The organism is Peptoniphilus indolicus ATCC 29427, assembly GCF_000227315.1.
Lineage (GTDB): Bacteria > Bacillota > Clostridia > Tissierellales > Peptoniphilaceae > Peptoniphilus > Peptoniphilus indolicus.
Map to the genome: position 1 here is coordinate 1191109 of NZ_JH165061.1, position 7705 is coordinate 1198813.

Here is a 7705-nt window from a genome sequence, read left to right on the forward strand (position 1 = left end):
AAAATTCTATGTTATAATACAAGATGTAATAGATAAAAGGAGAAAACACTATGTCGAATAAGTTTGTAATTGATATTCATAATGTTTTTATGTTGGTTAGCAATATTCTACAAAATGATTTAAAAACAAGCCTAGGAGATAGTGTAAACTTTTCTAAGAAAGCTATAGTTGTAACTAAAAATATCTAACTAAGAGAATCGTTGTGCGATTCTCTATTTTTTTTGGAGAAATGATATGGAAAAAATTTATGAAGGCAAAGCTAAGGAAGTTTATAGTACAGAAAATAATTCTGAGTACATTATCAAGTATAAAGATACTGCAACGGCAGGTAATGGAGAAAAAAGAGCCGACATATTTGGCAAAGGCGAATTAAATCTTGCAATTACAACAGCGATATTTAAGATGTTAGAAGAAAATGGGGTTAAAACTCACTATGTTGAAACTATGGACAACAGACAAATGAAGGTTAAGAAAGTTGAAATTATGCCTTTAGAAGTTATTGTAAGAAATATTTCAGCAGGTTCTTTTGCAAAGAGATATGGAGTTGATGAAGGTATTGTATTTGAAGTTCCAACTTTTGAATTGTCATATAAAAACGATGATTTGGGAGACCCTTTGATGGTTGAAGACCATGCTATAGCATTAGGAATAATTACAAAAGAAGAATACGACTATTTAAAGAGAGAAACTTTAAAAATAAATGATTTATTAAAAGATTTCTTTGGAAAGATAAATTTAAAATTAGTAGATTTTAAAATTGAATATGGTAAAGATGGAAATGGAAATATTTTGTTAGCAGATGAAATAAGCCCTGACACTTGTAGATTGTGGGATAAAGATACTAATCAAAAATATGACAAAGATATTTTCAGAAGAGATTTGGGAGATTTGATAGAAGGTTACAAAGAAGTTTTGAATAGGATAAATGGCTAATGTGTGGAGTAATAGGAATATATTCAAATAAAGAAGTTAGTAAGAAGTTATTCTATGGACTTAATTCACTTCAACATAGGGGACAGGAATCAGCAGGACTATGTGTATTTGATGGCGAAAAAATGCGTTTAGAAAAGAGCATGGGTCTGGTTTACGATATTTTCAGTGAAGAAGTTTTGAATAGGTTGCCGGGGACTATTGGAATAGGACATGTAAGATATTCTACGGCAGGAGGTTCATTTGAATACAATACACAGCCTTTAATCGGATTTACAAAGGGCAAGGAAATATGTTTGGCACATAATGGAAATTTAATAAATCATCAAATCTTAAAGACAAGATTGGAAGAAGATGGAATGATGTTCCAAACTACCATAGATAGTGAAGTAATCTTGTTCTTGATATCAAGATACTATAAAGATGACATCATTGAAGCTATAAAAAAGACAATGGGAATAATTCAAGGGGCTTATTCAATTGTTATGATGTTTGAGGATAAACTGATTGCATTTAGAGATCCAAATGGATTTAGACCTCTTGTGCTTGGAGTTGGTGAAGATGGAGAATGTATAATAGCCTCAGAAAACGCACCACTTGAAATAATTGGGGTATCTGAAAAGAGAGATGTTGAACCGGGTGAAATAATCGTAATTGATAAGAATGGAATAAAATCTAAATTCTATGAAAGTAAAGATAAAAGACACCACTGCATTTTTGAATATGTTTATTTTGCAAGAGATGATGCAACTCTTGATGATATAAACTCATACAATTTCAGAAGGCGATGTGGGGAAATTCTCTCAAGAGAAGCACCGGTTGAAGCTGATTTGATAATTTCAGTACCTGACAGCGGAACTCCGGGAGCGATAGGATATGCTCAAGAAACGGGAATTCCATTTGCAGAGGGACTTGTAAAGAACAGATATATGGGGAGAACTTTCATAAAGCCAACAAATGAAGAAAGAGAAATAAGCGTAAAGATGAAGTTAAATCCACTTGGAACTGTGCTAAAAGGTAAGAGAATAGTTGTCGTGGACGATTCAATTGTAAGGGGAACTACTTCAGCAAATTTAATCAAGAGAATGAAAGAAGCAGGAGCAAAGGAAGTGCATATGAGAATAGTTTCTCCACCAGTTGAGTACCCTTGTTACTATGGCATAGACACTCCGTCGAGAAAGAATTTAATTGCAGCAAATTATTCTATTGAAGAAATTAGAAAAAAAATAGGAGCGGACTCTTTAGCTTTTATCTCAATGGATGGAATGATAGAGGCAAGTTTAAAAGAAAAAGATATATTTTGTAAAGCTTGTTTCAACGGAGATTATCCCGTTGACCCGATACTCATTTGAGGAGGATATAAATCATGAATGAAGATGTAAAAATAATTTATGTCAGAAAGAAAGATGAATTTGATTATGAGTCTGAGGACCTAAAAAAAGAAATTGGAAATTCTTTAAATATACAAGTAGAAAAGTTGAGAATTTATAGAAGATATGATTTGAAAATAGACGAAGAAACTTTAAATTCAATACTGTATACAATTCTCTCAGAAAAACCTGTAGATGAGCTTTACGTTGGAGATGGAGCAAAAGATTTAGAAAATAGTTTTGATAAAGCTATAAGAGTTTCATATCTTCCTGGGCAATTTGACCAAAGGGAACAGGGTTTGTTGGATACAATAGCATTGTTTACAAATGACAATATAATTGCGAAAGTGACTAAGGTGTATGAGTTCACAGGAGTTAGTGAAAAAGAACTTGAGAGAATAGAAAGCATATTGGTAAATCCTGTAGACTCTGAAAGCATAAAATTGGATTATGAATATCAAACTTTAGAAGAAAACTCTAAAGCTAGTGTTGAAAATATTACTTATGATGGATTTATAAATTTCTCAGATGTAGAACTTGATGAATTTTTGAAAAATAAAAATTTAGCTATGAGCTTGGAAGATTTAAAAGTTTTTCAAGAATACTTTAGAAGTGAAAATAGAAATCCAAACGAAACAGAATTGTCGATTATAGACACTTATTGGTCAGACCATTGCAGGCATACTACATTTAATACCGGACTTGATATTGATTTTGAAGAAAAGACTAATTTGGATAGAGAAATTAAAAAATCTTTTGAACACTATTTAAAATTACGTCAAGAATTGAATATTAAAAAGCCGATAAGCTTGATGAGTTTTGGGACCATACTTGCAAAATACTTAAGAAAAAATGGAAAACTTGAAGACCTTGAAGTTAGTTCGGAAATAAATGCTTGTTCAATAAAGATAAAAGTTAAGGTTGAAGTTGACGGAACAGAAGAATTAAGAGATTATCTTTTGATGTTTAAAAATGAAACTCACAACCACCCAACAGAAATAGAGCCAATAGGTGGAGCAAGCACTTGTCTTGGGGGAGCTATAAGAGACCCGCTAAGTGGAAGGGCATTTGTATACCAAGCTATGAGAATAAGTGGGGCAGCTGATCCATTTACATCAGTAGCAGACACTTTAGAAGGAAAGTTGCCACAAAAGAAGATAACCACAGAAGCGGCAAGGGGCTATTCATCATATGGCAATCAAATTGGTTTAGCAACAGGTTATGTAGACGAAATGTACCACAGTGGATATGTTGCTAAGAGACTTGAAGCAGGGGCAGTGATAGCCGCAGCACCTTTAGAAAATGTGAAGAGAATAGAACCTGTAAAAGGCGACTTAGTAATTCTATTGGGAGGAAGAACCGGTAGAGACGGCATAGGTGGAGCAACGGGCTCGTCTAAGTCACACGTTGTATCTTCAATTAAGACAGAGTCAGCTCAAGTACAAAAGGGAAACGCACCAGAAGAGAGAAAAATACAAAGGCTTTTCAGAAGAAGAGAAGCTGCTGAATTAATTAAAAAGTGTAATGATTTTGGAGCAGGCGGAGTCAGTGTTGCAATTGGAGAACTCTCAGATAGCATAGAAATTTATTTAGATAGAGTACCTCTAAAATACGAAGGATTAAAACCGAGAGAAATTGCCATTTCAGAATCACAAGAGAGAATGGCAGTTGTGATTGCACCAGAAGATAGTGAAACTTTTATAAAACTTGCTGAAGAAGAAAACTTGGAAGCTACCCATGTTGCGACAGTTACGGACGATAGAAGAATGGTCATGTTATATAAAGATCAAATTATAGCAGATATGAGTTATGAATTCATCAATTCAACCGGAGCGGAGAGAACTCAAAAGGTTAAAGTTAAGTCTGAAAGCATACCGAACTCTTTAAAGGTTGAAGATAAAAATCCTAAAAATTTAAAAGAATATCTAAGTGATTTAAACATAACTTCAAAAAAGAATTTGATTGAATTATTTGACCAATCTGTTGGAAGAGCAACAATACTTTCTCCGCTTGGTGGAAAAAATCAAACAGTACCAATACAAGCTATGGCTGCTAAAATTCCATCATTTGATGGAGATGTAAAGACAGCGTCACTTATGAGTTACGGATGCAATCCAAAATTATCGGAAGAATCTCAATACTTAGGTGGTTACTATGCTGTAATTGAATCAATTTCAAAATTGATTGCAACTGGAAGCTCAGTTGAAAATATAAGACTTTCTTTTCAAGAGTTTTATGAAAGACTTAGCACTGAAGAATCTTGGTCTAAGCCTTTAAAATCACTGCTTGGAGCACTTGAAAGTTCTGCATTTTTTGAAACGCCTCCAATTGGTGGAAAAGATTCAATGAGTGGTACTTTTGAAGATATAAATGTTCCTCCTACGCTAATTTCATTTGCAGTATCAACAGAAGATGTTGAAAATATAGTTTCACCTGAGTTTAAGAAAAAAGGTAAGTTGGGATTAGTTGAAATTGAATACGATGAAAACTTCAAATTGAATTTAGAGAAGCTAAAAGAAAACTTTGAAAAAATTCATAAAGATATATTGGAAAAAATATTATCTCAATAAGTGCTGTAACAGCTAAAGGGACTCTTCCTCAAATTTATGAACAAGCTCTTTATAAGACTGGATTTGATATAGAACTTGACGATTTATATTCTCCAAGGTATGGAAGTTTTATAGTTGAATATTTAGAAGACAGAGATTTTATAAAGAATATAGGTGAATTTTCTGAAAAAATAGTTGTAAATGGAATAGAACTTGAGCCAAATGAACTTGAAGAAAGTTACATTCATACTTTAGATAAAATATTTAAGCCTAAGGCAAAAATAGAGTTAAATACAGAAATTGTAAATAAAAAAGTAGAAAAGAGAAGATTAAAATCAAATAGACTAGTAGGAAAAGTAAAAGTTGTAATTCCAGCATTTCCAGGGACAAACAGTGAATGGGATACAAAGAAAGCCTTTGAAAAAGAAGGCGCAGAAGTAGACATACTTTTATTTAGAAATAGAAATACTTCAGACATAAGTGACTCAATAGATGAATTTGCAAGATTGATTAGAAATGCTCAAATTTTAGCAATACCTGGAGGATTTTCAATGGGAGATGAACCGGACGGATCAGGAAAGTTCATAGCAAATGTAATAAGGTCGCCAAAAGTAAAAGAAGCGATAGAGTATATGCTAAAAGAAAATGACGGTTTGATTTTGGGAATATGCAACGGATTCCAAGCTCTTATAAAAACAGGGTTGCTGCCTGACGGAGAAATAAAAGAATTGGGAGAAGATGACCCTACATTGACATTTAATACTGTTGGAAGACATATAGCTTGTCTGGTAGATACAAAAGTTTTGACTACTAATTCACCTTGGTTGAGCACTTTAGAAGAAAATAAATCTTACAAAGTTCCTATCTCACATGGGGAAGGTAGATTGGTAGGTAGTGAAGAATGTGTGAGAAGTTTATTTGAAAATGAGCAAGTTGTGGCAATGTATGAAGATTGTCCAAACGGTTCAGTTTTAAATATAGAATCATTGATTTCTAAAGATGGTAAAATCTTAGGAAAGATGGGTCATTCTGAAAGAGTTGATAGTGACTTGTATAAAAATATAGAAGGCATAGAGTATCAAAATATATTTAGAGCCGGAGTAGAATATTTTAAGGAGAAATAATGGATAGAGAACTTTACAATAGCCCTTTAAACACAAGATACGCAAGTAGAGAAATGAGTCATATTTTTTCAGATATGGAAAAATTTAAAACATTTAGAATCTTGTGGACAGAACTTGCCAAAGCTGAAATGGAACTTGGATTAAATATCTCATCATCTCAAATTAAAGAATTAGAAGAAAATATAGACAATATAGATTTTGAAAAAGCTGCTGAATATGAAAAAGAACTTAGACACGATGTAATGGCTCACGTAAAAGCTTATGGAGACGTGGCAAAGAGTGCAGCGGGGATAATACATCTTGGTGCGACAAGCTGTTATGTAAATGACAACACAGATATAATAGTTATGAGAAAAGCTTTAAAGTTGGTGGCTAAAAAACTGGCTGTATTGATAAAAAATCTATCTGAATTTGCAAAGAAATATAAAGGCTTGCCAACATTAGGATATACACATTACCAACCGGCACAGCTCGTTACAGTGGGCAAGAGAGCAACTCTTTGGATTCAAGATTTCTTAATTGACTTAGAAGAAATTGAATATAGAATAGAAAATCTTAAACTTAGAGGAGTAAAGGGCACAACCGGGACTCAAGCTTCGTTCTTAGAATTATTTGATGGAGATCACGAAAAAGTTAAAGAACTTGAAAAGAAAATAGTGAACTCACTTGGATTTACAAGTGCAATTGCAGTTTCAGGACAGACTTATACAAGAAAAATAGATTTTCAAATTTTACAAGCTCTATCACAAATAGCTCAATCAGCTCATAAAATGACTAATGATATACGACTTTTACAAAATTTAAAAGAAGTAGAAGAACCTTTTGAGAAGAATCAAATAGGTTCTTCTGCAATGGCATATAAGAGAAATCCAATGAGAAGTGAGAGAATAGCATCATTGTCAAAATATGTGATAAACATAGCACAAAATCCTGCAATGGTTGAAGCGACACAATGGTTTGAAAGAACTTTAGACGATTCAGCAAATAAGAGACTTTCAATTCCCGAAGGATTTTTGGCGACAGATGCAATTTTAGATATAGCTATAAATGTTACAAGTGGACTTGTAGTGCATGAAAAAGTTATAGAAAGACACGTTGAACGAGAACTTCCTTTTATGGCAACTGAAAATATATTGATGGAAGCTGTAAAAAGAGGTGGAAATAGACAAGAACTTCATGAAAAAATAAGACAGTACTCCATGATAGCTGCGAGCAGAGTAAAAGATGAAGGGAAAGATAATAACTTATTAGAACTACTTGCAAAAGACAAAGATTTTTCGATTACAGAAGATGACATTAAAAATATTCTAAATCCTGTGAATTATATAGGCAGAAGTGAAAAACAAGTTGAAGAATTTTTAAAAGAGATTGTAAATTTTGCAATATTAGATTATGATACAAAATATAGAGTTAAATTAAAAGTTTAATATCTATGTATATATAATTTTTAAATAAGGGAATGAAAAAAGGTAATTACAAAATGTAGGTAAGATGTTTTTAACAGATTATGTTGGGACTATGGATAGAACATTACTTGAAACAAGTACAGTTACAACTTTATAATCAGGATTTTTCTTGATTTTATTATGTTTATTCTCACCATTTTAAATAGCTACTTCAGAAGAGCTTGTAATGGTTGGATTATTTATTATGTCACCTGTATTGGCAGTAGACAAATATTTTTTATATTGTTGATATTGGATATTATATTCTCTGCAAGAATAATAATGAA

At 32.5% G+C, this 7705-nt stretch carries 4 protein-coding genes and 1 pseudogene; all 5 read left to right on the plus strand.

Translation table 11 applies throughout. The annotated features are described in order from the left end of the window. The first annotated feature begins 50 nt into the window (after window positions 1-50). The 5 genes and pseudogenes from HMPREF9129_RS11395 to purB all read left to right on the plus strand — a co-directional run bounded on the left by HMPREF9129_RS11395 (window position 51) and on the right by purB (window position 7400). Window positions 51-188: a hypothetical protein gene (locus HMPREF9129_RS11395; protein ID WP_004821160.1), complete on the plus strand. Its 138-nt coding sequence runs from the start codon at window positions 51-53 to the stop codon at window positions 186-188. Between the two features lie 46 nt (window positions 189-234). Continuing rightward, window positions 235-933: a phosphoribosylaminoimidazolesuccinocarboxamide synthase gene (gene purC, locus HMPREF9129_RS05335; RefSeq protein ID WP_004821161.1), complete on the plus strand. Its 699-nt coding sequence runs from the start codon at window positions 235-237 to the stop codon at window positions 931-933. Then, entirely contained in the window at window positions 933-2282 is a 1350-nt protein-coding gene (gene purF, locus HMPREF9129_RS05340) for an amidophosphoribosyltransferase (RefSeq protein WP_004821164.1), read from the plus strand. The genes purC and purF overlap by 1 nt, the downstream gene beginning before the upstream one ends. Before the next feature lie 11 nt (window positions 2283-2293). Then, window positions 2294-5973: pseudogene (locus HMPREF9129_RS05345) on the plus strand (phosphoribosylformylglycinamidine synthase). Next, window positions 5973-7400, plus strand: a complete 1428-nt coding sequence (purB, locus tag HMPREF9129_RS05350; RefSeq protein ID WP_004821176.1) for an adenylosuccinate lyase — start codon at window positions 5973-5975, stop codon at window positions 7398-7400. The pseudogene HMPREF9129_RS05345 and the gene purB overlap by 1 nt, the downstream one beginning before the upstream one ends. Window positions 7401-7705: the final 305 nt, after the last annotated feature.

Excerpts from the sequence above, each read along its gene's own strand:
- HMPREF9129_RS11395 (WP_004821160.1), top strand. The coding sequence starts at position 51 with ATGTCGAATAAGTTTGTAATTGATATTCATAATGTTTTTATGTTGGTT.
- purC (WP_004821161.1), top strand. The coding sequence starts at position 235 with ATGGAAAAAATTTATGAAGGCAAAGCTAAGGAAGTTTATAGTACAGAA.
- purF (WP_004821164.1), top strand. The coding sequence starts at position 933 with ATGTGTGGAGTAATAGGAATATATTCAAATAAAGAAGTTAGTAAGAAG.
- purB (WP_004821176.1), top strand. The coding sequence starts at position 5,973 with ATGGATAGAGAACTTTACAATAGCCCTTTAAACACAAGATACGCAAGT.